At 65.6% G+C, this 22447-nt stretch carries 20 protein-coding genes; 12 read left to right on the top strand and 8 right to left on the bottom strand.

Translation table 11 applies throughout. The features are described from left to right. Positions 1 to 253: 253 nt before the first annotated feature. Positions 254 to 700 carry a MaoC family dehydratase gene (locus tag C664_RS08260; protein ID WP_004257392.1) on the top strand — a complete coding sequence of 149 codons (447 nt, stop codon included), beginning with the start codon at positions 254 to 256 and terminating at the stop codon, positions 698 to 700. Positions 701 to 1008: 308 nt separating this feature from the next. Here the strand turns inward: C664_RS08260 and istB are convergent, their stop codons facing one another. Next, positions 1009 to 1797 carry an IS21-like element helper ATPase IstB gene (istB, locus tag C664_RS08255; protein WP_004255699.1) on the bottom strand — a complete coding sequence of 263 codons (789 nt, stop codon included), beginning with the start codon at positions 1795 to 1797 and terminating at the stop codon, positions 1009 to 1011. Next, the gene (gene istA, locus C664_RS08250; protein WP_038011122.1) at positions 1797 to 3017 is read right to left on the bottom strand and encodes an IS21 family transposase; all 1221 of its coding nucleotides are present in this window, start codon (positions 3015 to 3017) and stop codon (positions 1797 to 1799) included. Before istA ends, istB begins: the two co-directional genes overlap by 1 nt. 624 nt (positions 3018 to 3641) lie before the next feature. On the opposite strand from istA, the gene C664_RS08245 reads away from it, so the two are divergent. After that, positions 3642 to 4904, top strand: coding sequence for an ATP-binding protein (locus C664_RS08245; RefSeq protein WP_004257389.1), 1263 nt, complete (start codon positions 3642 to 3644; stop codon positions 4902 to 4904). A gap of 9 nt (positions 4905 to 4913) precedes the next feature. Here the strand turns inward: C664_RS08245 and C664_RS08240 are convergent, their stop codons facing one another. Next, positions 4914 to 6524, bottom strand: coding sequence for a diguanylate cyclase domain-containing protein (locus C664_RS08240; protein WP_051019125.1), 1611 nt, complete (start codon positions 6522 to 6524; stop codon positions 4914 to 4916). A gap of 556 nt (positions 6525 to 7080) precedes the next feature. Here C664_RS08240 and C664_RS08235 point away from each other — a divergent pair. From C664_RS08235 to C664_RS08215, 4 genes are all read left to right on the top strand, one after another. Beyond that, entirely contained in the window at positions 7081 to 8346 is a 1266-nt protein-coding gene (locus tag C664_RS08235; RefSeq protein ID WP_004257358.1) for an OprD family outer membrane porin, read from the top strand. Positions 8347 to 8511: 165 nt separating this feature from the next. Then, complete coding sequence (locus C664_RS08225; protein WP_004257355.1) at positions 8512 to 9426, top strand: methylated-DNA--[protein]-cysteine S-methyltransferase; 915 nt, start codon at positions 8512 to 8514, stop codon at positions 9424 to 9426. Next, on the top strand, positions 9423 to 10334 hold the full coding sequence (locus tag C664_RS08220) for a bestrophin family protein (protein WP_004257351.1): 912 nt from the start codon (positions 9423 to 9425) through the stop codon (positions 10332 to 10334). The genes C664_RS08225 and C664_RS08220 overlap by 4 nt, the downstream gene beginning before the upstream one ends. A gap of 83 nt (positions 10335 to 10417) precedes the next feature. Beyond that, positions 10418 to 11251 (top strand): GNAT family N-acetyltransferase, encoded by an 834-nt coding sequence (locus C664_RS08215; protein ID WP_157354061.1) that lies wholly within the window; start codon positions 10418 to 10420, stop codon positions 11249 to 11251. On the opposite strand, the gene C664_RS08210 is transcribed toward C664_RS08215, so the two are convergent. Together C664_RS08210 and parA are read right to left on the bottom strand one after the other, a co-directional pair. Next, a complete protein-coding gene (locus tag C664_RS08210) occupies positions 11193 to 11768 on the bottom strand; it encodes a hypothetical protein (RefSeq protein ID WP_038011298.1) in 576 nt (191 codons plus the stop codon). The two genes, C664_RS08215 and C664_RS08210, sit on opposite strands and share 59 nt — an antisense overlap. A gap of 3 nt (positions 11769 to 11771) precedes the next feature. Next, positions 11772 to 12431, bottom strand: coding sequence for a ParA family partition ATPase (gene parA / locus C664_RS08205; RefSeq protein ID WP_004257339.1), 660 nt, complete (start codon positions 12429 to 12431; stop codon positions 11772 to 11774). A gap of 91 nt (positions 12432 to 12522) precedes the next feature. Here parA and C664_RS08200 point away from each other — a divergent pair, with 91 nt between their 5' ends. The 6 genes from C664_RS08200 to C664_RS08175 all read left to right on the top strand — a co-directional run bounded on the left by C664_RS08200 (position 12523) and on the right by C664_RS08175 (position 18748). Continuing rightward, complete coding sequence (locus tag C664_RS08200) at positions 12523 to 13617, top strand: FUSC family protein (protein ID WP_004257335.1); 1095 nt, start codon at positions 12523 to 12525, stop codon at positions 13615 to 13617. A gap of 114 nt (positions 13618 to 13731) precedes the next feature. After that, complete coding sequence (locus C664_RS08195; protein ID WP_004257332.1) at positions 13732 to 15237, top strand: GGDEF domain-containing protein; 1506 nt, start codon at positions 13732 to 13734, stop codon at positions 15235 to 15237. Between the two features lie 124 nt (positions 15238 to 15361). Next, on the top strand, positions 15362 to 15808 hold the full coding sequence (locus tag C664_RS08190; RefSeq protein WP_004257325.1) for a c-type cytochrome: 447 nt from the start codon (positions 15362 to 15364) through the stop codon (positions 15806 to 15808). 40 nt (positions 15809 to 15848) lie between these two features. After that, the gene (locus C664_RS08185; RefSeq protein ID WP_004257322.1) at positions 15849 to 16370 is read left to right on the top strand and encodes a YgjP-like metallopeptidase domain-containing protein; all 522 of its coding nucleotides are present in this window, start codon (positions 15849 to 15851) and stop codon (positions 16368 to 16370) included. A gap of 148 nt (positions 16371 to 16518) precedes the next feature. Continuing rightward, positions 16519 to 18159, top strand: a complete 1641-nt coding sequence (gene gpmI, locus C664_RS08180) for a 2,3-bisphosphoglycerate-independent phosphoglycerate mutase (protein WP_004257319.1) — start codon at positions 16519 to 16521, stop codon at positions 18157 to 18159. Positions 18160 to 18364: 205 nt separating this feature from the next. Continuing rightward, positions 18365 to 18748 (top strand): hypothetical protein, encoded by a 384-nt coding sequence (locus C664_RS08175; protein ID WP_004257315.1) that lies wholly within the window; start codon positions 18365 to 18367, stop codon positions 18746 to 18748. 19 nt (positions 18749 to 18767) lie between these two features. On the opposite strand, the gene C664_RS08170 is transcribed toward C664_RS08175, so the two are convergent. The 3 genes from C664_RS08170 to C664_RS08160 form a co-directional block, all read right to left on the bottom strand. Next, positions 18768 to 19235, bottom strand: coding sequence for a bacteriohemerythrin (locus C664_RS08170; RefSeq protein ID WP_004257312.1), 468 nt, complete (start codon positions 19233 to 19235; stop codon positions 18768 to 18770). A gap of 176 nt (positions 19236 to 19411) precedes the next feature. Then, positions 19412 to 19876 carry a tellurite resistance TerB family protein gene (locus C664_RS08165; RefSeq protein WP_004257309.1) on the bottom strand — a complete coding sequence of 155 codons (465 nt, stop codon included), beginning with the start codon at positions 19874 to 19876 and terminating at the stop codon, positions 19412 to 19414. A 178-nt stretch (positions 19877 to 20054) separates the two neighbouring features. Further along, complete coding sequence (locus C664_RS08160) at positions 20055 to 22295, bottom strand: NADP-dependent isocitrate dehydrogenase (protein WP_004257305.1); 2241 nt, start codon at positions 22293 to 22295, stop codon at positions 20055 to 20057. Positions 22296 to 22447 lie beyond the last annotated feature (152 nt).

The raw sequence follows: 22447 nt of genomic DNA, 5'->3' as shown, positions 1-22447 counted from the left end.
ACGCTACAGGCCAATCTTCGGACTCGATGACACCGGGTAGGAGCGAGAAGTCGACGGGATTCAGCACGGATTTGCCCGCAGTTGCCTCCACGAAAGATGTGCGCTCCCACTTGTCACCCCGAAGGAGCCAGGGCGCGTCGTAACCTCTTGCGCCAAAGGACAAGGCGTAGCAGTAGCGCTGCGTCCGTACTCAGTGCATGGGACTATCACGGTCGCCGAAATCTCAACAGCAAACACCGAGAGACATTTCTGGATGAACACCCGCTACCTCGACGATCTGCAGGCCGGTCAGACCTTCAAGACCAATGGTGTAACGCTCACAGAGGGCGACATCATCGACTTCGCACTGAAGTATGACCCTCAGCCGTTTCACTTGGACGTCGTAGAGGCCGCGCAATCCCCCTACGGTGGCCTCATCGCCAGCGGGTTCCAGACTGTCGCCTACTGCTTCCGCTTATTCATACAAAGCGGAGTCTTTCTTGATTCCAGTATCGGGTCTCCGGGAATTGACGAGCTCAGGTGGCTCGCGCCTGTTAGGCCCGGCGATACCCTACGCACAGAGGTCGAAGTGCTTGAGGTTCGTCCATCGTCGTCGAAACCTGACCGTGGGATTGCAAAACTCAAGTATCAAGCGAGAAACCAGCAGAACGAAGTAGTTTTGACCTTCCTGGTTAATCACCTTCTCAGGCGTCGTGTGTAGTGAGATCTCTGCCAAGCCGCTTACCGTGAACACCAAACGGCATGCAGATACTCGTTCACCGACACCCGGGACGAAAGTGCAGGTGCCGGGCCGCTGGCAGACAAGGTGCATCACATGCCCTCGAGGCTCGGACGTTCGCGCAGCTGGATCATCAAGCAGGCGCTTCTCCCAAGAGGAGACGCGCGCCCGCCCGGCCCGATAGGCGCAGGCCGACATCGACGCAGGCCTCATCATCGACCACCTGGCAGTGTCAAGCGACACGAAGATTTGACCCCCTGACGACATCTGGAATTGACCCCCTGGGTTAATCAACTCTCCGACGTGATCGGGGTGGGGGCAGCGGCCTTCTGCAGAAGGCCGCTGCGGCGCTTGTCGCGCAGCCGGTAACTGTCGCCCCGGATCGTGATGACCTGGCTGTGGTGCAGCAACCGATCGAGGATGGCGGTGGCCGCCACGGCATCGCCGAACACCTGTCCCCACTCGCCGACCGGCCGGTTGCTGGTGATCAGCATGCTTGCCCGCTCGTAGCGCCGCGACACGAGCTGGAAGAACAGGTGCGCGGCCGCCGGTTCGAGCGGCAGGTACCCAAGCTCATCGATGATCAGCAGCTTGGGCTTCGAGAGCTGCAACAGCTTCTCCTCGAGCCGCCCGTCGGCGTGCGCCTTCGTGAGCCCTGCCATCAGCGCCGCTGCCGAAGTGAAGAGCACCGTATAGCCGCGATCCACCGCTTCGCGCCCCAGTGCGACTGCCAGGTGCGTCTTGCCCACGCCCGGGGGGCCGAGCAGCAACAAGGCCTGGCCGTGGCCGATCCAGCGACCGGTGGACAGATCCCGGATCTGCCCCGGATCGATCGAGGGCTGTGCGTCGAAGTCGAAGCCTTCGAGCGTGCGCACACACGGGAAACGGGCGAGCTTCATGCCCATCTGGATGCGCCGCATGTCGCGTCGGGCGACCTCGCGCTCGGCCAGGAACAGCAGCGCTTCGCGCAGCGTCATCTGTGCCCGGCTGGCTTCGTCGAGCAGGCTATCGAGCTGGTCGCGGATCGCCGTGAGCCGCAGCCGGGTGAGCAATTCGTCGAGTCGTTCGGGTTCGAGCATCACCAGCCTCCTCCGACGAGGGCTTCGTACTCGGCCAACGGACGCAGCAGCGCATCGGTGGGCGGCGGCGTCTCGATCTCGGCCGGTGGTGGCGATCCACCCAGCAGATGGCGGCGCTCGATGCTGCGACCGCGACTGCCGGAGAGCTCCGCGTGGCGGGCTACTTCCTCGCCGGCGTACTCGACCACGACGGTGTCGGCGCTGACGATGACTGTCACCGTCTCGCCGATCAAGCGCCACGGCACGCTGTAGGCGTTGGTGTCGAGCTCGATGCAGCCCTCGGCATTGACCCGGCGCACGAGTTCGCGCACCTGCAGGAAGGGAGCGATCCCGTCGACCGGACGCAGGTGATCGCGCTCCAGGTCGAAGCGCTCAGCGGGCGTGACGCCCGTCGTGCCGTGGATGCGCACATCGGCCACCTCGCGCTGCCAGCGCGCCAGGTGCGCCTCCATCGCCGCCCAGCTCTCGAAGGCGTGACCGGCGATGGCGTTCTTCTTCACGTAGCCCACGCCGTTCTCGGTCTTGCCCTTGGTGCGGGCGCGAAACGGCGCGCATGCCCGGGCAGCGATGTCCCAGTGCCGGCAGAACGCCTCGAAGCGGCTGTTGAGCCGAACCTGGCGCGTCTGTGTGTCGTGCTTGTCGACCAGCGCCTTGGCGTTGTCGATCAGCAGCGTCTGCGGCCGTCCGCCGAAATGCGCAAAGGCCGCCTCGATCCCGGCAAACCACACGCTCTGGCGCTCGTGCCGGAACGCGCACGCAAACCCCCGGCGCGAATAGCCCAGCGTCGCCACGAACAGGAACACCCGCACCGGCTCGCCACCGATCAGCACCCGCGTCTGGCCGAAGTCGATCTGCATCTGCTCGCCCGGCGCAGTCTCGAAGCGGATCGTCGCACGGCGACTGGCTTCAAGCTCCTGGCGGAACCCACGGCACGCGCGCTCGACCGTGCGCAGGCTCGTGTCGATCCCGAGCTCCTTGCTCAACTGCTGACGCACCACGTCGCAGTTGCCCCGGTGCTGCAGGAAACGCTCCCGCAGCCACGCCTCATGACCGCCCAGCACGCTGTCGCGCTGCGGCTGCCGGTAGGGCACCGGCCCGCCCGCGTTCAGATAGCGCCGCACCGTGTTGCGCGCGATGCCCAACGTCCTGGCAATCCGCTTCGCGCCCCACCCCGACTGCCCCAACCGAACGATCGTCGTGACCGCCTCCGGCTCCAACATCTCCTGCACTCCGCAAACCAGACGGCGTACAGGATTCACCTCGCTGTGCTTCGTTTCCAACAGTGGCCTCCTTGCGAACGAGGGGGTCAGTTCCTCGTGTCGCTAGGGGGTCAATTTACGGTGTCGCCTGACAGGCAGTGCAGACTTGGGCGGATAGTCTTGGTACGAAGACGGCGCTGCCGCACGGGTGAGGCTAAGGTGGTCCAGCAAAGCGCTTTCCGCAAAAGGCGCCCATGTGAATAGCTTGCTGACGGTGCTCGCGAACATGTCGCCTGTTGCATAGGCGATCACCTACGGCACGTGGTCGGGACCCCTTCCGTGCTGCGATTGGTCGCAGCCGGCGGAACGGCTTGCAATCCTGACCCTCTCAGATATACTCATAACCATATATTTTTAAACACTTTTCTTGACCTCAACTGGCTAAGAAGTCGGCTTGCCAATTTATGCCGACATCTCTGCCAACAATTGAAGGGCAAACTCGGTGGAACGCCTGTAGATGAAGGGGGCGACCTGCCAATTTATGCCTCTCGCTACATGCCCGTGGTTGAAAATCATCCATTGAATGGATGATTTTCAACCGTTATTCGGTTGATTATTACCTAATCACAGGCCACAGTGGCCGCCATGTACGATCGCCACATCGCCCCGCTTCTGCTCGAAGCATTGGCGGACACGCCTGTCGTTCTGCTCAACGGCGCCCGTCAGACTGGCAAGAGCACGCTCGCACAATCGCTGACCGAGGCGACGCCGCGCCGCTACCTGACACTGGACGATCACACAACACTCGCGGCCGCACATGCCGATCCGGCGGGCTTCATCACAGGCCTTTCGGGACCGGTTGTCATCGATGAAATCCAGCGTGCCCCCGGGCTCTTCCTCGCGATAAAAGCAGCCGTGGATCGCGATCGCACCCACGGTCAGACCGCCGGACGCTTCCTCCTGACCGGGTCCGCAAACGTCATGCTCCTGCCAGCGCTGGCAGACTCACTTGCGGGACGCATGGAGATCGTACCGCTCAACCCCTTGTCCTGTGCCGAGCGGGCCGGTAATGCCCAATCCAATCGGGCGGACCTTCTTTTCGATGGCGACCTCTCCGCCTGTCCGCTCCCGCCCTGCGAACGCGCCGTCTTCATCGACGCCTTGCTTGCAGGCGGCTTCCCCGAGGCTGTCGCACGCAACACGCCGCGCCGCCGCGAGGCCTGGTTCGATAGCTACCTGCAGGCTGTATTGCAGCGGGACGTGCGCGAACTCGCCAATCTCGAACAGCTCCTCGAATTGCCGAATCTCGTGCAATTGCTCGCCCATCGCAGCGCCAGCCTGCTCAACTTCGCAGAGCTCGCACGCAGCAGCGGTCTTGCTCAGACAACGCTCAAGCGCTACTTCACCCTGCTCGAGACCCTGTTCCTGATCCACCGCGTTCCCGCCTGGGAACACAACCCCGGCAAGCGCCTCGTCAAGGCCCCGAAAGTCTTCCTCCCCGACGCCGGCCTGCTCGCCCACATCGCCGGTCATACCGCGGACACGCTCGGCAGAGCAGTCGGTCTGCCCGGCGACCTTGTCGAGACCTTTGTCTGCGCCGAACTGCTCAAGCACCTCGCCTTCTCGACTCGTGGGCTATCGCTGTGGCACTACCGCACGCAGACCGGCATCGAGGTCGACTTCGTGCTCGAAGACCGCAATGGCCAGATGACCGGCATCGAGGTCAAGGCAGCAGCAGCCGTGGATGGCAAGGATTTCAGGGGCCTGAAGCATCTGCACGACACCGAGCCCGAGCGCTTCCATCGCGGCATCGTGCTCTACACCGGGCGGGAGTGCGTGGCCTTCGGGGAGCGCCTTTACGCCGTACCGATGTCCGTCTGGTGGGCGACATCTGAAGCCCAGGCCTGAAGCACGCCCTCACGCAAACGCGAACTCCACCCTATTGCGCCCCAGTCGTTTCGCCTGCAGCAAGGCGCCATCGGCCGCTTCGGTCAGTCCGGCAGCGGCATCGACCTCCGGATAGACCGAGATTCCGGCACTGAAGGTCGCGTAAAGCACCCCGCCGGGATGCGCATGAGGCAACGCGGCAAAGTCCGTCCGGATGCGGTCGATGACGTTTCGTGCCATTTCGGGATCGACATCGGGGAGGGCGACGATGAACTCCTCGCCGCCGTAGCGGCCGATCAGGTCGGTGGCGCGCAAGCGCGCCTTCAGCAGCCAGGCGAGGCCGCGGATGACCTGGTCGCCGACCGGATGGCCGTAGGTGTCGTTGATCGACTTGAAGTGGTCGATGTCGATCATCGCCACCGTGATGCGCGCCGGCTCGACCGCGGCAGCAACCAAAGCCTGCAGCCGCGCCTTGGCGGCGGTATGGTTGAGCAGGCCGGTGAGGCCATCGACCCGGCTCGAACGCTGGGTTTCGCGGAAGCGGGCGATCTTGGTCTTGACGACCGCGGCGAGCAGCACCGGGTTGAAGGGCTTGATGAGAAACTGGTCGCCGCCGAGACGCAGCGCCTCGACCTGCATGCCGATGTCGGACTCGCCCGACAGATAGACGATCGGGATCGACTGATAGGCCGACATCTGGCGCAGCACGCGCGTGGCCTCGACACCATTGAAGCGCGGCATGTGCATGTCCATCAGGATCAGGTCGGGCCGGTAATCGCGGAGGACTTCCAGCAGGGTGCCGGGGTCGCCGATCGCGTGGCTGTCGATGCCATGCTCGGCCAGCGTGCGCTGGATCAGCGCAGCCGCAACCCGCGAATCCTCGACGACCAGCACCCTGTGCTTTTCCTGTTCGTGCGTCTGGACCAGGTCGAGCACGCGGCTCAGTACCGTCGAAGACTGTTCGTCGGCCGGAATCGTCAGGTCGATTCCGGCGCGCATCAACACCACGATCGGATCGATCTCGGACCTTACGCCCAGGAAGAACAGCTGGCTCGCCGGACAGGCCGCGCGGACCTGCTCGATGCGGGCGAGGTCCTGAGGCTGCGCTACGGTATGGCTGGGCACGAACAGCACGGCAAGCGGCGCCTCGGCTTGCGGCAATGCGCAATCCCAGCACAGCTGGAACACCTGGAAACCGAAGTAATGCAACTGCCGGCTGAGGCCTTCTGCCAGCTCATGCCCGTTGGCATCCGCAACCACCCAGACCGAGCGAGGCTTCACCCAATCGATTTCCTTCAAGGCGGTCGACGACGTTTCGGCACGGCGCACGGGCACCGGCGCACGCGACGTGCCCACCGCACCCAGCAGCGTGTCGAGCTGGCGCTGCAACGACACGATGTCCTGCTGCGGCAAGGGGTGGGCCGACTGGTCGCCCAGCTTGGCGAGCGCGGCATTCTCGAGCCCCTCGCACAGTCTCACCAGCCCCGGCAGGCGCAAGCGGTTGAAGTGCTCGGCCAGGCTATTGATGGCAACCGCGAACTCGATGAAGTGCTCGAAGCTGCCGTCCGCGGTATAGCCCTCCCAACGGGTACGCAATACGTAGAGTCGATCCTCGACGGAGGTAAGCGGCAAGCTGGACATGGCATGAGCTAAGCGAGCAATCACGCATTATGGCCATCATGACCTTGCGATACAAGCCATCCAGCCGGAATAGCCGGCGGTTGCGCTGCCTCATGTTTTCTCCCGAAAAACAGGACGTTGCAACGAAGACCTCACAAGTCCTCGACCAGCGCGATCATCCGCCTGCGCATGTCCGCATCGGGCAGCGCCCCCAGCGCGCCGCCAAGGTTGTCGATCATGTGGCGTGCCTTGCTGGTCGCGGGCGTGGCCACGGTCACGGCCGGATGCGCCCCCCATCGTTCGGTTGTCGATCGCGTAGTCGATGCCGATGAAGTCGACCGGCTCGCGGGTGGGATCGCGCCCCGCCACGTTTTCACTGGACCCGATACCGCGCACCGAGTTCGCACGCCGCGCCGACGACCCGGTCCCGTCAGACGCTCCGGAGCGCAAGGGGCGAACTGATGCAATCCCGCCACAGCGTCCTGCAGCCGCTACGCATGAGTGCGAGAATCCGCGCCGCATGCGCCACTTACGGCGCGCCCGATCAGAACACCATCAACTTACAGGACCACACAACATGTCGAGCAAGCTTGCCGCTTTGATCGTATTAGGACTGGCGAGCGCAAGCCCGGCGCTGGCCGCCGGGCAGGCCGATGCCAAGGGTTTCGTCGAGGACAGCGCGCTCGACGTGCTGCTGCGCAACGCCTACATCAGCCGTGACTACAAGCAGGGTCGCCAGGACAAGGCCGAATGGGGCCAGGGCGCCATCGCCAACTTCAGCTCCGGCTTCACGCAGGGCACCATCGGCGTCGGCATCGATGCCTTCGCCGCCTACGCGGTGCGCCTCGATGGCGGCCGCGGCCGGGCCGGTGCGGGCGGTATCGACTTCTTCTACCAGAACCCGACGACCGGCGAAGTGGATGACGACCTCGCCAAGGGCGGCGCCTCGATCAAGCTGCGCCTGTCGAACACCGTGCTCGCCTACGGCGACCTGCGCCCGTCGCTGCCGGTGCTCAACCACGACAACTCGCGCCTGCTGCCCGAGAGCTACACCGGCACCATGATCACGTCGAACGAGATCGACGGCCTCGAGCTGACCGCCGGCACCTTCCACGCCCAGTCGCGCAAGAGCGACGAAGGCCGCGACAGCGGCGGGCTGAAGGGCATCGACGTGATCGGCGGCAGCTACAAGTTCAACGACGCGCTGAGCGCTTCGGTGTACGCCTCCGACGTCGAGGACGTACTCAAGCGCCAGTACCTGAACCTGAACTACACGATGCCGATCGCCAGCAACGCGCTGACCTTCGACTTCAACGGCTACCGCACCCAGTTCGACGAAGACTTCGACGCGAACGAAAGCAAGAACCGCATCTGGAGCCTGGCCGCAACCTACGCCACCGGCCCGCATGCCTTCACCCTCGCCTACCAGCGCAGCAGCGGCGACGTCGGCTACGACTACGGTTTCTACCAGAACGCCGGCGGCATCGGCGACGGCGGTGGCTCGATCTGGCTGGCCAACTCCTACTGGTCCGACTTCAACGGCAAGGACGAGCGCTCCTGGCAGCTCAGCTACGCAGTGGATTTCGCCCAGTACGGCTTCCCGGGCCTGAGCTATCGCGTCGCCTACGTACGCGGCAGCGACATCGACGCCGGTACCACCCGCAACGGCAAGGAGCGCGAGTTCTTCAACCAGCTGTCGTACAAGGTGCAGAACGGTGCAGCCAAGGATCTGAACGTGCGCCTGCGCGCTTCAGCACTGCGTGTTTCGGATGACGCCCGCGCCTACAACACCTCGGGCAACGAAGTGCGCATCTTCATCGACTACCCGTTCAGCGTCTTCTGAGCCTGAACGCATGCGTGGAGCCGGTCGCCCTCATAGCCGGGCAGCCGGGCGATTCGGCTCCACGCCATGCCCGTCATGCGGTCCGCAAGAATCGGATTGATCGCCGGCAAGGGGCTGACATACTTCAGGCACACGCTGGCGCAGCCATCCGGAGTCCTGCCGACCATGTCACCCGCCGAACACCCCTCCCGCCACTATGCGCGCGTCGCCAAGGCCATCGCCTTCATCCGCGCGCACGCCCGCGAACAACCCACGCTCGACGAGATCGCGGCGGCGGTGCACCTCAGCCCGCAACACCTGCAGCGGGTCTTCGCCGAATGGGCGGGCATCTCGCCCAAGCGCTTCCTGCAGTTCCTGACCAAGGAGTACGCGCGCCATCAGCTCGCCGCCGCCGACCCCTTGACCGTTACCGAGGACGCGGGCCTGAGCAGTACCAGCCGCCTGCACGACCTGATGGTCAGTTGCGAAGCGATGACGCCGGGCGAGATCCGCACTGCCGGTCGCGGCATCGACATCGGCCACGGCGTCGCCCCCACGCCGTTCGGCGACGCGCTGATCGCGTGGACACCGCGCGGCATCTGCCATCTCGCCTTCGGCACTGCCGACGCCCCTCGCCTGCTCGACGAACTGCGGGCGCGCTGGCCCGCAGCCACGCTCGTGCCTGACCCTGCACAGGCTCAGGCCCTGGCGCAGCGGATCTTTCCCCTCACGCCGACCCGCGGGCGCATTCATCTCGTGTTGCACGGCACGAACTTCCAGATCAAGGTCTGGGAGGCCCTGCTACGCGTCGAACCCGGCCAGATATTGAGCTATGGACAGCTTGCCCGCCGGGCCGGTGCGCCACGCGCCGCGCGTGCCGTCGGCAGCGCCCTGGCAGCCAATACCATCGGCTTCCTCATTCCCTGCCATCGCGTGCTGCGCGAAGGCGGCGATGTCGGCGAATATCGCTGGGGCAGCGAACGCAAGGCAGCCATGGTCGCATGGGAAGCCGGCCGAGCATTGACCACACACGAGACCGTTCAGGCACGCGAAAACCTGCCAGAATCCCGCTTTGCCCGATTGCCCCACCCCTCACCGTGATCGTTCGTCCCCGTCCGCACTGGATCCGACTGCTGTTCGTCCGTCGCGGCTCGCTGATTCACCGCATCTTCTGGCAGCAACTCTTCGTCTTCCTGTTGTCGTGCGCGGTCTTCGTGGTGCACGGCGAGCTATTCCACTGGAAGGTCACGCTGACGGCCGCACCCTTCTCGCTGATGGGGGTCGCGCTCGCGATCTTTCTCGGATTCCGCATCAACGCGAGCTACGATCGCTACTGGGAAGCGCGCAAGCTTTGGGGCGCCGTGCTGATCGCCACCCGCAACCTCGCCCGCCAGGCGCTGACACTCACCGCCCGCGGCGACGGGGTGCGCCCCTTCGTGCTCGGGCTGGTGGCCTTCGCCACCGCCATGCGCAACCAGCTCCGCCGGCAGCCCTGCGACACCGGGCTCGAAGGCCTGCTACCCGAAGATGTCCGCAAGCGCCTGGCCGGCACGCGTTCAGCACCGAACCTGATCCTGGTGTGGCTCGGCCAGTGGCTCGCCACGCAACGCGAGGCCGGCCAGCTCTCGCCGATCCTCGCCCAGCACATGGAAGCCGGGCTGGACGACCTGTCCGCTGCGCTGGGCGGCTGCGAGCGCATCGCCAACACGCCGCTGCCCTTCACCTACTCGGTGATCCTGCATCGCAGTTCCTACTTCTACTGCATGCTGCTGCCCTTCGGCCTGGTCGATTCGATCGGGGTGATGACGCCGCTGGTCGTGGCCTTCGTGTCCTACACCTTCTTTGCGCTCGAAGCCCTCAGCGACGAGATCGAGGAACCCTTCGGCACCATGCCCAACGACCTCGCACTCAACGCCATCGTCGCCGGCATCGACGCCAGCCTGCGCGAGATGCTGGGCGAGATACCGCCCCCGGCGCCGCAGCCCGACGCCGACTTCGTGCTGCGCTAGGCAAGCCAGACGACGCGCCGCTCACCGCCTGACCGCTGCATCGCGCCTGTCCAGCCCCGCTCGCCTCGGGCACCCCAGCCCGCGTGCGCGCCCTGTCATCTTCCCGCAATAAAGACCAGGGACAATCGCGCGGATTCTCCTGCACTCGGCTCAAGCCCATGCGCGCGCACCCGGCTCCCGCGCCAGTTCCCCCGCACCATCGTCCATTCAATGTCTGGCACGCCGCCGACGGCACCACGTTGACACTGCGTCCGGTGTGCCCGGAGGACGTCGAACGCACCCTCCGCTTCGTCGAGTCGCTGTCCTACGGCACCCGCTACTTCCGCTTCGGGCGGGGCGACTTCCGCCTCGAGGAAGCCGAAGCCCGCTGCATCTGTTCACCCAACCCCACCGAGTGCGTCGCATTCATCGTGCTCGCGGCACGCGAGGGCGACGAGCAAGAGGTCGCATCCGGCCGCTACTGCCTCGACGCCGACGGCCGCAGTTGCGAGTTCGCCCTGGTCGTGGGCGACGACTGGCAAGGAAACGGCATTGCACACAGGCTGATCGCGACGCTGATCGACAGCGCAAGCCGTCGCGGCCTTGCGCGCATGTACGGGCGGGTGCTTGCCACCAACCGGTCGATGATCGCGCTGGCACAACGCATGGGTTTTCACCTCAAGCCGACCGAAAGCCGGGCCGTGGTCGAAGTCGAACGCCTGCTGGACGGCGACACGACAACGCTCCCGCCCATGCCGCCGACGCAATCGATCGACGGTACAGCACCTGAAGGCCCGGCATGCCTGCTTCCCGGTCCGCAGGTGTGCCGGAATGCGGCCCGCCGTGCCACACGAGGCGCCGATCACCCCGCAGCAGGGGTCAATGCTTCTTGCCGCGCTTGCCCTTGGGCACCTTGGGCAAATCACCGACGAGGTTGATGATCTCGCCCAGCCCGCGGCTGGCCAGCAGCGCCACACCTGCGCGCAGCACTTCCGACTTGCTCGCCTCGTAGCCCGCCTGCGCCAACGCGTCACGAAGTGCCTTGATGCGCTTGTGCTCGCTGGCCGGCATCGAGAAGGAGTCGCGCGCGACCTTCTCGTGCCTGTCCTTGTCTGCCTTCGTCTTCCCGGGCTTGGCCTTCTCGGTCGCCGGGGAGCGCGCTTTGGGGGGTCGGTCCACCGGAGCGGGGCGGGATGCAGCCTTGGGTTCGGCGCCGGAGGCGGCGAGGGGCTTCGCCTCGGCCTGACGCGCAGCAGGCGCAGCAGCCGCAGCCGGCGTGCTCACCGCGGCTGGTTTCTGCCGCGTACGCGCTGCAGGCGCCGCTGTCGGCGTCTTCCGGCTTGCAGGCTTCGCAGCCGGGGTCCTGGGCGGTGCGGGGAGACGCTCGGCCAGCGAGCTGTCCTCCTGCTTGAGCGTTTCACGCAAGCGCGACTGGGTGTTCTTCGTGCTAACCATGAATCATCCTTCGATCAGTCCGAGTACGGCCGAGACCAGTTGCTCGACCTCCTCCTGGGCTGCGGCCGCAGCGCGGCCGAGCCCGAACACGGAGGTACCGCGCACGGCGCTCAGCGCATAGGCGCTGCGCTGCGCCAAGGAGACATCCAGCACCGGCAGCTCGAAATCCTGCAGCACGTCGAGCACGTCGCCCGCCAGTGCAGTGCGCATCACCCGGTTGGGCAGCAAGGCGCCGCGCAGCGCAGGACGTTGCTGCTGGCGATCGAGGATCAGACGCTCGATGCCGCGCGTCGCCCACAGGTCGGTCGGGCTGGGCACCACCGGCACCAGCGCGAGGTCGCACAGCTCGAGCGCGCTCATGGTGTGCGGGTGCTCGATCGACGGCGGGCAATCCATGACCACGATATCGACGCCGTTGGCGACGGGCTTCAGCGTGCGCGCCATGTCCTTGGGCTTGCCCTGCAGGCGCACCAGCTGCGCCGGGAAGGGGCTTTCGGGCGATGCGGATTCGGCCCAGCGCGAGGCGCTTTCCTGCGGGTCGAGATCGGCCAGCGCAACGCGGTAGCCGGCCAGTGCCAGGCCCGCCGCCAGTTGCATCGCCACCGTGGTCTTGCCCGATCCGCCCTTTTGCGAAATGAGGGCAATCAGCGTGGGGGCGCTCATGTGTCATCCGGAAAAGGTAATACGGCAGGATGCTATCGCAAGCGTCGCCGCGGGTGTGTTACACATCGCATTTCACCTCTGGCTCCCGAGCATGGAAAGCCCGTCCCTCCTGCGCCGCCTTGGCGCCTTCGTGCGCACGGAATGGCGCCATCTCACCACCATCAACCCCAGCACCCGCCGCTGGCAGATGCCGCTGGCCGCCGCCCTCGCCTGCGGCCTGCCACTGGCGGTGGGGGCCGGATTCGGCCGGCTGGACTACGGGCTGATCTCCTCGCTCGGCGGACTGGCCTTCCTGTACCTGCCGAACACGCCACTGAACCATCGCATGGTGTGGATGATGGCCTGCAGCTTCGGCATGTCGGCCAGCTACGCCGTGGGTGCGATCGGCCATTTCATGCCGGTGCTGATGGTGTGGATGCTGAGCTTCGTCGCGATCGTGGTGACGATGGTGTGCCGCTTCTACCGGGTCGGGCCGCCCGGCAGCCTGTTCTTCGTCATGGCCGCCTCGATCGCGGCCTACACGCCAGGCACCGTCGAGGAGATCCCGCTGAAGGTCGGCCTGCTGACGATGGGGGTGCTGCTCGCCGCACTGATCGGCTTCCTCTACAGCCTCTACATCCTGCGCCTGCAGCCGGCTGAACCGGTGGCACCGCTCCCGCCCCCCACCTTCGACTTCGTGGTGTTCGACGCGGTCGTCATCGGCGTCTTCGTCGGCCTCGCGCTCGCGATCGCGCTGGCCCTGCAACTGCCCCGTCCCTACTGGGTGCCAGTCAGCTGCCTTGCGGTGATCCAGGGCGTGACGCTGCGCGCAGTCTGGAACCGCCAGCTGCACCGCGTGCTGGGCACCGCCCTGGGCATGCTGCTCGCGTGGGCCATCCTGATGCTGCCGCTGACGCCCTGGAGCGTGAGCCTGCTGGTGGTCATCCTCGCCTTCATCATCGAGAGCACGGTCGTACGGCACTACGGGTTCGCGGTCGTGTTCATCACGCCGCTGACCATCCTGCTTGCCGAAGCGGCCACCTTGGGCCACGCCGTGCCCGCCGAACTCATCCAGTCGCGCTTCATCGACACCGTGCTCGGCTGCCTGGTCGGGCTCGTCGGCGGCATCTGCCTGCACAGCCCGCGCTTCCGTACCGTCGTCGGCGAGCCATTGCGGCGCCTGTTAGTGCAACGCACGTCACGCTGAGGCGCACGGACACGGGGGGCGGCAAGGCGATTTCCGGTATTCTCGCCAGGTCGCCCGCGCCCCGCCAGAGTGCGCAGGCGCGCTTGCCCTCCATCCCTGCAAAATGAGTTCCCGTTGAGTGCGCCGACCGAACCGCGCGTTGTCCGGACCGACCGGCTGATCGATTCCCTGCTGCTGCCGCGGGCAATCGTCTTCGTCTGCGCGATCCTGCTCGCCGGCCTCAACAGCCTGATCGTCCATCAGCTCATCGAAGGGCGGAAGGAGGCGCTCGTGCGCGGCGACGAAGCACAGACGCTGCAGCACCGGGCGCTGCTGTCGCAGATCGAGCAGACGCTGAACCTCTACGAGTACGTGGTGAGCGACCTCGCGGGGCGGCGGGACACACCTGCGCTCGGCGACGAACTCCGCAGGCTGGGCGCCCTCGACGCCAAGCTGATCGACCTGCTCATACTGTCGCGGGACGGACAGATCCAGCACTGGTCGAACGACGGTCCCCGCCCCGACGTCACCGATCGCGAATACTTCACTGCATTGCGCGACGACCCGAATCGGCGGCTGTACATCGGCCCGGTCCGTGCCTCGCGCGCCTATCCCGATCGCTGGTTCTTCAGCCTGAGCCGTCCGCTCCGGGCGGCCGATGGCAGCTTCGACGGCGTGATCGTCGCGATCATCGACCTTTCAGTGTTCAACCGCGACCTCGCCGAAGCCCTCGAGGTCGAAGGGGCAGGGCTGGGCATCATCAAGGCCGACGGCCACGTCATCACGCGCCTGCCCGTCATGACCAACCGCCCGACCGAGGAAAGGGTAAAACTGCCGGACGACCTGCCGCCGGCCGATACACGCCCCGGCCTGATCAAGCGTGAGGACATCTCACCCTTCGACAAGGCACTGCGCCGGCAGACCTGGACCTACATGCCCGATCACGAACTGTGGGTCATCACCTCGATCACCCGCGAACGCATGTTGAGCCTGTGGTGGTCGAGCGTAAAGGACGCAATTCCATTCTGGATCGCGCTGAACCTCGTACTGGTCGCCGGCGCCTTGGCAATGCTCGCCGCCTCGCGGCGCAACCAGCGGAACATGCGCGCCCTGCAGAAACTGACCTCGAGGCTGGAAACGCAGGCCTCGGTCGACCCGCTCACCGGTGCCTACAACCGCCGCCAGTTCGACGTCCTGGCCGATCTCGAATTCAAGCGAACGCGCCGCCACGGCGGGTCCGTTTCGCTGCTCGCGCTCGACGTCGACCACTTCAAGCGGATCAATGACGAGTGGGGTCACCCCGAGGGTGACAAGGTGCTGCAGACGGTCGTCAGGGTCATCCGCGACCGCCTGCGCAGCACCGATATCCTGGCCCGCTTCGGGGGCGAGGAGTTCGTCGTGCTGATGCCGCATACCGATCTCGAGCAGGCGCTGATCGTCGCCGAAACCCTGCGCCACTGCATCGCAGAGGCGGCTGCGCACGACACCAACGCCCTGCCTTGCCCGGTCACGGCCTCCTTCGGCATCGCGACGCTCCGACCGGGCGAAACGCATCTGTCCGACCTCATCCGCCGCGCCGACATGGCGCTCTACGCGGCCAAGCGCAAGGGCCGCAACCGGGTCGAGATCGAAGCCGCCTAGCGGCCCCTGCGCAACGCCCCCCTCGCCCCGGCAGCGGTCCGATTGAACTTCGTCCGGCCGGACGGCCTCCATTGTCACCGGGCGCCATGTCCGTCGACATCACCCGAAACCTCACGAGTACGCCATGCCCCGATTCGCCCTTCCTTCCCTGCTGATCCTGCTGACCCTCGCCGCCTGCAGCGGTCCGGTCGAAGACACCCGGCCCGGACAGCCGGTGAAGCAGCGCCAGGACGCCTTCAAGGCCATGCTGCGCAGCTTCGAGCCGATGGGCAAGATGCTGCGCGACAACCGCTACCAGCCCGACGAATTCGCCCGCCTGGCTTCCGAGCTGGTGAGCCGCCGCGATGCGCCCTGGGGCCACTTCGGGCCCGATACCAACTACCCCCCGACCAAGGCCAAAGCCGCGGTGTGGGAGCGCCCGCAGGCCTTCGAAGCCGAGCGCATCACCTTCTTCGCGTTGACCGACGCCCTGGCGCAGGCCGCGCAGACGCGCGACAAGGCAGCCGCCCAGGCGGCCTACGACAAGGTCCACGCGAGCTGCAAGTCGTGCCACGACGAATTCAAGAAGTAAGCCGGCGGGACTTCTGAACACCACCGCCAGGACAACCACCATGCGCCCCAGGGCCGCCCCCGACTACCTCGCCGGCTACCCGCCGCATCTGCGCGAACAGGTCGCCGCGCTGATCGAACAGGGCCGCTTCGCCGAGGTACTCTGCAAGCGCTATCCGCACGCGCACACGGTGCGCTCCGACGGCGCACTGTACGACTACGTGCAGGTCTTGAAGGCAGAGCACATGCGTGCGGCACCGCCACTCAGCAAGGTCTGCTTCGACAACACGCTGCACGTGATCCGCAACGCGCTCGGCACCCACACCGCAGTCTCGCGCGTGCAGGGCAGCCGCCTGCAGGCCAAACGCGAGATCCGTGTCTCGACGCTGTTCCGCGAGGTGCCGCTGGCGTTCCTGCGCATGATCGTCGTCCATGAGCTCGCGCACCTGCGCGTGCGCGAGCACGACAAGGCCTTCTACCAGCTGTGCCTGCACATGGAGCCGCAGTACCACCAGTACGAGTTCGATCTGCGCGCCTATCTCAGCTATCGGGACGCGGCAGGGGCGCCGCTGTGGGCGGGCTGAACACGGCGCGGGCAAGGCGCAGTCGATCGCAACGATTGAAAACGCCCATGCAATTGCGGCCCCGATTTGAAGGAAAATAATGGTTTCGCCGGCCGCGGCGCCCCGTGCCCGCCTCGCCGGCCCCGAATTTTTCCTTCAGGAAGCGACCATGCTGCAAAAATTCCCCGCCTTCGCCGGCGTTCCGGGCCCTGTCGTCGTGATCGTCATGGATGGCTACGGCATCCCGAAGCATGACGTGGGCAGCGCCATCGACGCCGCACGCAAACCGACGCTGGACCGCCTGTTCGCCAAGTACCCCAACATCCGCCTGCGTGCCCACGGCACCGCGGTCGGCATGCCGTCGGACGACGACATGGGCAACTCCGAGGTCGGCCACAACGCGATCGGCGCCGGCCAGGTCTACGCGCAGGGTGCCGCACTGGTGGCCAACGCCATCGCCGAAGGCGCGATCTGGCAGGGCGAGGCCTGGCAGCAGATCGTCGCCGGCGCCAAGGCCGGCCGGGGGGTGCTCCACTTCATCGGCCTGTTCTCCGACGGCAACGTGCACAGCCACATCGACCACCTCAAGGCGATGGTCGTGCAGGCCAAGGTCGAAGGCGTGAAGACCGTGCGCATCCACGCCCTGCTGGATGGCCGCGACGTGCCCGAGACCAGCGCGCTGGACTACGTCATCCCCTTCGAAGCCTTCCTGCGGGACATCAGCACCGGCGGCTTCGACGCCCGCATCGCCTCCGGCGGTGGCCGCCAGACCATCACGATGGACCGCTACGACGCCAACTGGCCGATGGTCGAACGCGGCTGGCGGACTCACGTGCTGGGCGAAGGCCCGCAGTTCGCCAACGCCACCGAGGCGGTGAACGGCCTGCGTGAGCGCAACCCGGGCACCATCGACCAGGACCTGCCCGAGTTCGTCATCGCCGAGAATGGCGATCCGATCGGCACCATCGAGGACGGCGATTCGGTCGTGTTCTACAACTTCCGTGGCGACCGCGCGATCGAGATCACTCGCGCCTTCGTGGAAGAGAACTTCACCGAATTCGACCGCGTGCGCACCCCGCGCGTGACCTACGCCGGAATGCTGCAGTACGACGGCGACCTGCAGCTGCCCAAGCGTTTCCTGGTCGCACCGCCAGCAATCAAGGACACGTCCAGCGAGTGGTTCAGCAAATCGGGCCTGGCGCAGTACGCCTGCTCCGAGACGCAGAAGTTCGGCCACGTCACCTACTTCTGGAACGGCAACCGCTCGAACAAGTTCGAGGGCGAGACCTGGCAGGAAGTCCCCAGCGACGTCGTGCCCTTCGAGCAGCGGCCGTGGATGAAGGCGGCCGAGATCACCGACGCGATGATCGCCGCGCTGCAGTCCGGCCAGTACAAGGTGCTGCGCTGCAACTACGCAAACGGCGACATGGTCGGCCACACCGGCAACTTCCGCGCCGCGACGATGGCGATCGAGGCGGTGGACCTGGCGCTGTCGCGCCTGCTGCCGGCGATCGATGCCGCAGGCGGGGTGGCGCTGATCACCGCCGACCACGGCAACGCCGACGAGATGTTCGAGCTCGACAAGAAAACGAAGCAGCCGGCACAGAACAAGGACGGCTCGTTCAAGGCCAAGACCGCGCACACGCTGAACCCGGTGCCGCTGGTTCTCTACGACAACGTCAGCGGCGGCAGGCTGGACCTGATACAGACCGACACCGCCGGCCTGTCGAACATCGCCGCCACCGTCGCCAACCTGCTCGGGCTGCAGAAGCACGACACGTGGGACGAGAGCCTGCTGAACGTGAAGTGATCCGTGCGGCAAGGTCGTCCAGGCCGACCGGCGGCGCATGACGCCGCGCCTGGACGATGGCCGGGAAACGGCAGGGCATGTGCCACGCTGGAGTCCGGCCCGCGCCCCGGCAGGAAGTCCTTGCCGGGGCGGGCCGACAGCGGCGCCGGCATCCTCGCGACGATCAATCTACAATCGTGCGACTCGCCTCGAAGGACCGCCGCTCATGATCCGCGTCATCCCCGCCAGCCTGACCCTCGCCTTTCTGGTTACCGCCTGCACCGTCCAGCCGCCCAGGGTGGTCGAGCCCGACAGCGGCATCTCCACCCAGGCCGGTCAGTTCGAGTTCGCCCTGCCCAGCGGCGACTACCGCTGCGAGCAAGGCATCCGTCTGGCGCTGCAGCGCGAAATGCGGGACAAGGTCAATCACCGCCTACAGCTCGACTGGAATGGGCGTCACTACCAGCTCGAGCGCGACCCGTCCTATTCCGGCCTGCCGCGCTTCGAGGATGCCGCCAGCGGCCTCGTGTGGATCGACCTGCCATGGAAGGGCCTGCTGCTGGATGGACGCACTCAGGCCCCGCTCGCAAACGAGTGCCGCGCGGCCTGAGCAGCCTGCCGCGGCGTAGTCAGGCCGCCGCCCTGCGGAAGAAGCGGCGGAACCAGCCGCCGTCCTGACGTTCGCGCTTTTCGGCGATGATGCCGATCATGTTCGCCTTCACCGCGCCGACATAATCGCTGTCATCGCGCTTGATGTGGTTGACCAGCCAGGTCGCGAGCAACTTGTACAGTTCATCGCCGATGTCGTCGCCCAGGCGGTGACGCTCGACGTACTCATTGACCCGCCGCACGAACAGCTCGTGCACACGCTTGTGCGGCTTGCTGAAGGCGTAGCCCGCCTCTTCCTGCAGGCTTTCCTCGAAGGCAAAGTGCGAGATCGTGTATTCGACCAGTTCATCAAGCGTACGCCCGATTGCAGCCCGGTCCCGGGTTGCATTGGCCACTTCTAGCGCGTTGATGTAATTGACAATGCGTCGATGCTGCTGATCGATCACGTCGATGCCGGTATCGAGCTCGGGGTTCCAGGTAATGGGCACGCCGCTTTTCCTCCATGATGCCGGAAATGCCCAGAATCCGGGCATCCGAGGCTACGAGGATACAGACGGCACCAGATTGCCATTTTGATGTGCATCAAAGCGCCTCAAAGTGTGGCAACACGACGCCCACGCAATGCAGGCTGGAATCGGGACGCGGTTCCGGTATGGCGGACGGCTCACTCGGCAGCGAGACCGGCCGCCGCACGTGCGCGTTGCTTGGCGGCCACGAAGTCACCGCGCGGAATGTAGAGCAGGTCGCCGAGCTTCAGCATCAGGTGCGTCTCATGGTGGCTCAACTGCCCATCCGCATAGGCGACCTGCCACAGGTACTCGACCATCCTCACCTTCTGCTCGGGGCTGAAGCCCCGGTTGAGCTTCGAGGTGAAGGAGTAGAGATCCGGCGCGTCGCGCGAGGTCGCATCGGCGAGCTCCATCAGGCGCGCGACTTCGTCCTCTCCCAGAGCGAATTTGACCGCGAGCGCATCGACCGCGGCCTGACGCTCCTCGTGCCCGCAGTGGCTGTCGGCACGCATCATCTCGATCAGCAGGACCGCGGCCGCGAGCTGGAGGGTGTGTTCCGGTACGGCGAGTTCGGCCGGCGGAGTCAGGGTATTGAAGAGCTGTTTCAGCGTTCTGAGCATGGGGTCGATACTTGGGAGAAACTGCAACGAGGGCCTGCTTCCGTCAGTCCACAGCAGCGTGTCGCGAGTTCCCGCGCCGGACATGGCGATGCGCGGCTAAGGCCATGAAAAAAGCCGATGTCCCTCGCGGGACACCGGCTCTTCTGCCTGCACTGGCCGGGGTCTGCCCGGCCTTCGATCAGGCGGCGCGCGCGGCCTTCAGGATGGCGTTGAGCGTCGCGCTCGGGCGCATCACGGCCTTGGTCTTATCGGAATCGGCCTTGTAGTAGCCGCCGATATCGGCCGGCTTGCCCTGCACCACCGTCAGCTCCTCGACGATCTTGGCTTCGTTGTCGCGCAGGGCCTTGGCGAGCGGCGCGAACCGGGCGGCCAGTTCGGCATCCTCGGTCTGCCCGGCCAGGCGCTCGGCCCAGAACATCGCCAGGTAGAACTGGCTGCCGCGGTTGTCGAGCTCGCCGGTCTTGGGCGACGGCGACTTGTTCTCGTCGAGCAGCCTGCCGGTGGCCTCGTCCAGCGTCTTGGCCAACAGCTTGGCCCTGGCGTTGCCGGTCTTGATGCCCAGGTCTTCCATCGACACCGCCAGCGCCAGGAACTCGCCCAGCGAATCCCAGCGCAGGTGGTTTTCCTGAGTGAGCTGCTGGACGTGCTTGGGCGCCGAACCGCCGGCACCGGTTTCGTACATGCCGCCACCGTTCATCAGCGGCACGATCGACAGCATCTTGGCCGAGGTGCCCAGTTCCATGATCGGGAACAGGTCGGTCAGGTAGTCGCGCAGGATGTTGCCGGTCACCGAGATCGTGTCCAGGCCGCGCACCACGCGCTCGAGCGTGTAACGCATCGCGCGCACCTGCGACATGATCTGGATGTCGAGGCCGCTGGTGTCGTGATCCTTCAGGTAGGTCTTCACCTTCTTGATCAGCTCGTTCTCGTGCGGACGATAGGGGTCGAGCCAGAAGATCGCCGGCATGCCGGAGTTGCGCGCGCGAGTCACGGCGAGCTTGACCCAGTCGCGGATCGGCGCGTCCTTGACCTGGCACATGCGCCAGATGTCGCCCGCTTCAACGTTCTGCGACAGCAGTACCTCGCCGGTGGCAAGGTCGGTGATGTTGGCGACGCCGTCCTCGGGGATCTCGAAGGTCTTGTCGTGCGAGCCGTATTCTTCGGCCTTCTGCGCCATCAGGCCGACGTTCGGCACCGTGCCCATCGTGCGCGGGTCGAAGTTGCCGTGCCATTTGCAGAAGTTGATCATCTCCTGGTAGATGCGGGCGAAGGTCGATTCCGGCATGACGCACTTGCTGTCGTACTGCTTGCCGTCCGAACCCCACATCTTGCCGCCCTGGCGGATCATGGCCGGCATCGAGGCGTCGACGATGATGTCGTTGGGCGAATGGAAGTTGGTGATGCCCTTGGCCGAGTCGACCATCGCCAGCTCGGGGCGGTGCTCATGGCAGGCGTGCAGGTCGCGGATGATCTCGTCGTGCTTGGACTCGGGCAGGGTCTTGATCTTCTCGTACAGGTCGACCATGCCGTTGTTGACGTTGATACCGAGCTCTTCGAACAGCTTGCCGTGCTTCTCGAACGCATCCTTGTAGTAGATCTTGACGCAGTGACCGAACACGATCGGGTGCGAGACCTTCATCATCGTCGCCTTCACGTGCAGCGAGAACAGGATGCCTGCTTCGCGGCAGTCGTCGAGTTCCTTCTCGTAGAACTCGCACAGCGCCTTCTTGCTCATGAACATCGAATCGATGATCTCGCCGTCCAGCAGCGAAACCTTCGGCTTGAGCACGATGGTCTTGCCCGACTTGGTGATCAGCTCCATCTTGACGTCGCGCGCCTTGTCGAGCGTCATCGACTTTTCGCCGTGATAGAAGTCGCCATGGTGCATGTGGGAGACATGGGTCTGCGACCACTGCTTCCATTCACCCATCGAGTGCGGGTGCTTCTTGGCGAAGTTCTTGACTGCGGCGGGGGCGCGGCGGTCGGAGTTGCCCTCACGCAGCACGGGGTTGACCGCCGAGCCCAGGCACTTCCCGTAACGGGCCTTGATCGCCTTCTCTTCGTCCGTGGTCGGGTTCTCGGGATAGTCCGGAACGGCGTAGCCCTTCTCCTGCAGCTCCTTGATGCACGCCTTCAGCTGCGCAACCGATGCGCTGATGTTGGGCAGCTTGATGATGTTGGTGTCGGGCAGCAGGGTCAGGCGGCCGAGTTCGGCCAGCGTGTCCGGCACGCGCTGCGCCTCGGTCAGGAATTCCGGAAACTCGGCCAGCACGCGACCGGCGACCGAGATGTCGGCCTTCTCGATCTCGATGCCCGCCGGCTCGGTGAAGGTACGGATAATGGGCAGGAACGCGCACGTGGCGAGCATCGGCGCCTCGTCCGTGAGCGTGTAGATGATCTTGGATTTCCCCTCAGCCATTCTTTTCCCCTAGATTCTGGTCTTGTGACGCCAACGCAGTGGCGGCTCCCGGTCGACATGCGCGACACGTGGACGTGCTTTCGCAGCAGGGGGGAAAATACCACGCATCGCCTCACCCCGGCACCCGGAAAACGTCAAATCCGCAAGGTAAA

Source organism: Thauera sp. 63 (genome assembly GCF_000310165.2).
Classification (GTDB): domain Bacteria; phylum Pseudomonadota; class Gammaproteobacteria; order Burkholderiales; family Rhodocyclaceae; genus Thauera; species Thauera humireducens.
This window is presented reverse-complemented; position numbering and strand designations above follow the sequence as displayed.

Excerpts from the sequence above, each read along its gene's own strand:
- C664_RS08260 (WP_004257392.1), top strand. The coding sequence starts at position 254 with ATGAACACCCGCTACCTCGACGATCTGCAGGCCGGTCAGACCTTCAAG.
- istB (WP_004255699.1), bottom strand. The coding sequence starts at position 1,797 with ATGCTCGAACCCGAACGACTCGACGAATTGCTCACCCGGCTGCGGCTC.
- istA (WP_038011122.1), bottom strand. The coding sequence starts at position 3,017 with ATGTTGGAGCCGGAGGCGGTCACGACGATCGTTCGGTTGGGGCAGTCG.
- C664_RS08245 (WP_004257389.1), top strand. The coding sequence starts at position 3,642 with ATGTACGATCGCCACATCGCCCCGCTTCTGCTCGAAGCATTGGCGGAC.
- C664_RS08240 (WP_051019125.1), bottom strand. The coding sequence starts at position 6,524 with ATGTCCAGCTTGCCGCTTACCTCCGTCGAGGATCGACTCTACGTATTG.
- C664_RS08235 (WP_004257358.1), top strand. The coding sequence starts at position 7,081 with ATGTCGAGCAAGCTTGCCGCTTTGATCGTATTAGGACTGGCGAGCGCA.
- C664_RS08225 (WP_004257355.1), top strand. The coding sequence starts at position 8,512 with ATGTCACCCGCCGAACACCCCTCCCGCCACTATGCGCGCGTCGCCAAG.
- C664_RS08210 (WP_038011298.1), bottom strand. The coding sequence starts at position 11,768 with ATGGTTAGCACGAAGAACACCCAGTCGCGCTTGCGTGAAACGCTCAAG.
- parA (WP_004257339.1), bottom strand. The coding sequence starts at position 12,431 with ATGAGCGCCCCCACGCTGATTGCCCTCATTTCGCAAAAGGGCGGATCG.
- C664_RS08200 (WP_004257335.1), top strand. The coding sequence starts at position 12,523 with ATGGAAAGCCCGTCCCTCCTGCGCCGCCTTGGCGCCTTCGTGCGCACG.
- C664_RS08190 (WP_004257325.1), top strand. The coding sequence starts at position 15,362 with ATGCCCCGATTCGCCCTTCCTTCCCTGCTGATCCTGCTGACCCTCGCC.
- C664_RS08185 (WP_004257322.1), top strand. The coding sequence starts at position 15,849 with ATGCGCCCCAGGGCCGCCCCCGACTACCTCGCCGGCTACCCGCCGCAT.
- gpmI (WP_004257319.1), top strand. The coding sequence starts at position 16,519 with ATGCTGCAAAAATTCCCCGCCTTCGCCGGCGTTCCGGGCCCTGTCGTC.
- C664_RS08175 (WP_004257315.1), top strand. The coding sequence starts at position 18,365 with ATGATCCGCGTCATCCCCGCCAGCCTGACCCTCGCCTTTCTGGTTACC.
- C664_RS08165 (WP_004257309.1), bottom strand. The coding sequence starts at position 19,876 with ATGCTCAGAACGCTGAAACAGCTCTTCAATACCCTGACTCCGCCGGCC.
- C664_RS08160 (WP_004257305.1), bottom strand. The coding sequence starts at position 22,295 with ATGGCTGAGGGGAAATCCAAGATCATCTACACGCTCACGGACGAGGCG.